This is a genomic window from Kitasatospora sp. NPDC091257 (assembly GCF_044757675.1).
Lineage (GTDB): Bacteria > Actinomycetota > Actinomycetes > Streptomycetales > Streptomycetaceae > Kitasatospora > Kitasatospora lactacystinica.
This window is the reverse complement of record NZ_JBIVVI010001016.1, coordinates 1-3,388: the sequence shown is the minus strand read 5'-3', so window position 1 is coordinate 3,388 and position 3,388 is coordinate 1. Positions and strand designations below refer to the sequence as shown.

Annotated in this window: 3 protein-coding genes; 2 read left to right on the top strand and 1 reads right to left on the bottom strand. The window is 74.7% G+C overall.

The features are described from left to right. Positions 1-873 (bottom strand): PP2C family protein-serine/threonine phosphatase (locus tag ACIQOV_RS33635; RefSeq protein ID WP_401054561.1); only part of this gene is annotated, 873 nt, incomplete at its 3' end. Positions 874-1,055: 182 nt separating this feature from the next. Between ACIQOV_RS33635 and ACIQOV_RS33630 the strand changes: the two genes are divergently transcribed. Further along, on the top strand, positions 1,056-1,274 hold the full coding sequence (locus tag ACIQOV_RS33630) for a heavy-metal-associated domain-containing protein (protein ID WP_401054559.1): 219 nt from the start codon (positions 1,056-1,058) through the stop codon (positions 1,272-1,274). A gap of 66 nt (positions 1,275-1,340) precedes the next feature. Next, positions 1,341-3,388 (top strand): heavy metal translocating P-type ATPase (locus tag ACIQOV_RS33625; RefSeq protein ID WP_401054558.1); only part of this gene is annotated, 2,048 nt, incomplete at its 3' end.

Genomic DNA, 3,388 nt, shown 5'->3' with positions numbered 1-3,388 from the left:
GGGGTCGGGCGCGTGCAGCACCTGCGCCCGCCCCTCGGGGTCCACCCGGATCGGCGGCACGTGGCCGTACTGCAGCAGTTCCATCGCCCCCGGCGTACGGAACTCCGCGAACAGTGCCGTGGTGAACTCCCCGTCCGGCACGTGCCGTTCGACGCTGGCCTCGATCCGCGCCGCGACGCCCCGCAGCCCGGTCTCGTCGTACGCCGCCTCGCGGAACGCGCCCAGCACCACGGCCGCGGTCTGCACCGCCGCCAGCCCCTTGCCCCGGACGTCCCCGACCGCGACCCGGGTGCCGTGCGGCGTCTCCAGCACCGAGTACAGGTCGCCGCCGATCCGTGAGGCGTCCGCCGCCGACACGTACCGCACCGCGAGCCGCAGCGGTCCGACGGTCGGCCCGGGCAGCTGGAGCAGCGCCCGCTGAGCGGCCTCGGCGACGGAGCTGACGGCCGCGAAGGCCGCCGCGCGCCGCATCCGGATCTTGGCGACCCAGGCCGAGAACAGCGTCAGGACGACGTAGCTGACCATCGCCCCGTACAGGAAGCGGGCGTCGTTGATGTTGTCGACCTCGTCGTAGTGGCTGAGCCCGAACACCGTGACCAGCCCGAGCGCGCAGACCAGGAGCAGCTCGCCGGGTTTCAGGGTCAGCGCCGCGACGGTCGGCACCACGGTCATCAGCGGGGCCAGGTAGCGGTCCTTGCCGGAGAGGAAGTCCGCGAGCCCGACCAGCAGGACGGCGATCAGCGCCGGCGTGGCGCGCCGCCAGAACGGGACGTCCTGGAGGTCGGCGGCGAGCAGGGCGCCGCGCTGCCGGTCCGGCGGCAGTCCGGCTGCCGTGGGGGCCGAGGGAGACTGGGCGCGGCGGAGCGGAAACACATATCGAACATAAGGGACGATCACGGAGGAGGCCCGACCGGCCCGGCTCCCCGCGCTGCGGAGCATTCCGCCCCACCACCTCCGGGAATACCCTAGAGGGGTATGGTGTTGTCGCAAGAGTCGTTGCCAGCGCCGCGTCCCGGACGAACACCCGGGCCGCCCGGACCTCCCGGAGGCCTCCGATGTCCACCACCATCACCTACACCGTGTCCGGCATGAGCTGCGGCCACTGCGAGAAGGCGATCAGCGAGGAGGTCTCCGCGCTGGCCGGGGTCACCGGGGTCGCCGCCGACTCCACGGCCGGTACCGTGACGATCTCCTCCGCCGCCCCGTTGGACGACGAGCAGGTGCGCGCCGCGATCGACGAGGTCGGCTACGAGCTGGTCGGCCGCAGCGCCTGACCCACCCGGCACGGTGGGGGCCGCCGCGGCGCCCCCGCCGGCCGCCCGACCGAGGAGCTGATCCGCATGAGCACGTCCACCCCGGACCTCGGGGCCCGGGACCGGGTCGAGCTGTCGATCGGCGGGATGACCTGCGCCTCCTGCGCCGCCCGGATCGAGAAGAAGCTCAACCGGATGGACGGCGTCGAGGCCACCGTCAACTTCGCCACCGAGAAGGCCCGGGTCGACTTCGGCCCCGGCACCACGGTCGAGGAGCTGATCGCCACCGTCGAGCGCACCGGCTACACCGCCGAGGTCCCCCCGCCGCCGGCGCCCGCCGCCCCCGAGCCCGAGCGGACCGCTCCGACCGGACGCCCCGACACCCTGCGGGACCGGCTGCTGATCAGCACCGTCCTCAGCGTCCCGGTGGTCCTGCTGTCGATGGTGCCGGCCCTCCAGTTCGACAACTGGCAGTGGCTGGCCTTCGCGCTCACCGGCCCGGTCGTGGTCTACGGCGGCCTGCCCTTCCACCGCGCCGCCTGGACCAACCTGCGGCACGGCGCCGCCACCATGGACACCCTGGTCTCGCTCGGCACCCTGGCCGCCTTCGGCTGGTCCTGCTGGGCCCTGTTCCTGGGCCACGCCGGCATGCCCGGGATGCACCACGACTTCTCGCTGTCCGTCGGCGACACCGACGCCTCCGCCACGCTCTACCTGGAGACCGCCGCCGCCGTCACCGTGCTGATCCTGCTCGGCCGCCACCTGGAGGCCCGCTCCAAGCGCCGGGCCGGCGCCGCGCTGCACGCCCTGCTCGACCTCGGCGCCAAGGACGTCGCCGTCCTGCGGGCGGGCCGGGAGGTACGGCTGCCGGTGGACCGGCTGACGGTCGGCACCCGCTTCGTGGTCCGCCCCGGCGAGAAGATCGCCACCGACGGCGTGGTGGTCGAGGGCGCCTCGGCCGTGGACGCCTCGATGCTCACCGGCGAGTCCGTCCCGGTCGAGGTCACCGTCGGCGACGCCGTCACCGGCGCCACCGTCAACGCGGGCGGGCGCCTGGTGGTCGAGGCCACCCGGGTCGGCGCCGACACCCGGCTGTCCCGGATGGCCCGGCTGGTCGAGGAGGCCCAGAACGGCAAGGCCGCCGCCCAGCGGCTGGCCGACCGGATCTCCGCCGTCTTCGTCCCGGTCGTCATCCTGATCGCCCTGACCACCCTGGTGGTCTGGCTGCTGGCCACCGACAGCCCCACCGAGGCCTTCACCGCCGCCGTCGCCGTGCTGATCATCGCCTGCCCGTGCGCCCTGGGCCTGGCCACCCCGACCGCGCTCATGGTCGGCACCGGCCGCGGCGCCCAGCTCGGCATCCTGATCAAGGGCCCCGAGGTGCTGGAGACCACCCGCAAGGTCGACACCGTCGTCCTCGACAAGACCGGCACCGTCACCGCCGGCCGGATGGCCCTGGTCGCCGTGCACACCGCCGAGGGCGTGGACCGGGCCGAGGCGCTGCGACTGGCCGGCGCCGTCGAGCACGCCTCCGAGCACCCGATCGCCCGGGCGGTCGCCGAGGCCGCCACCGAGGCCGGCGAACTGCCCGCCGTCACGGACTTCCGCAACGTGCCCGGACGGGGCGTGGAGGGCGTCGTGGCGGGCCGCACGGTGGTCGCCGGGCGTGAGGCCCTGCTGGCCGACCGTGCACAGCACCTGCCGCCCTCCCTGGCCCGCGCCAAGTCCGCCGCCGAGGCGGCCGGCCGCACCGCGATCGCGGTCGGCTGGGACGGCGAGGCGCGGGCCGTGCTGGAGGTCGCCGACGCGGTCAAACCGACCAGCGCCGAGGCGATCGGCAAGCTGCGCGCACTGGGCCTGACCCCGGTGCTGCTGACCGGCGACAACCGGCTGGTCGCCGAGGCCGTGGCGGCCGAGGTCGGCATCGCTCCGGAGCACGTGATCGCCGAGGTGCTCCCCGAGGACAAGGTCTCCACCGTCAAGCGGCTGCAGGCCGAGGGCAGGGTCGTGGCGATGGTCGGCGACGGCGTCAACGACGCCGCCGCGCTCGCCCAGGCCGACCTGGGCCTGGCGATGGGCACCGGCACCGACGCCGCCATCGAGGCCGGCGACCTCACCCTGGTCCGCGGCGACCT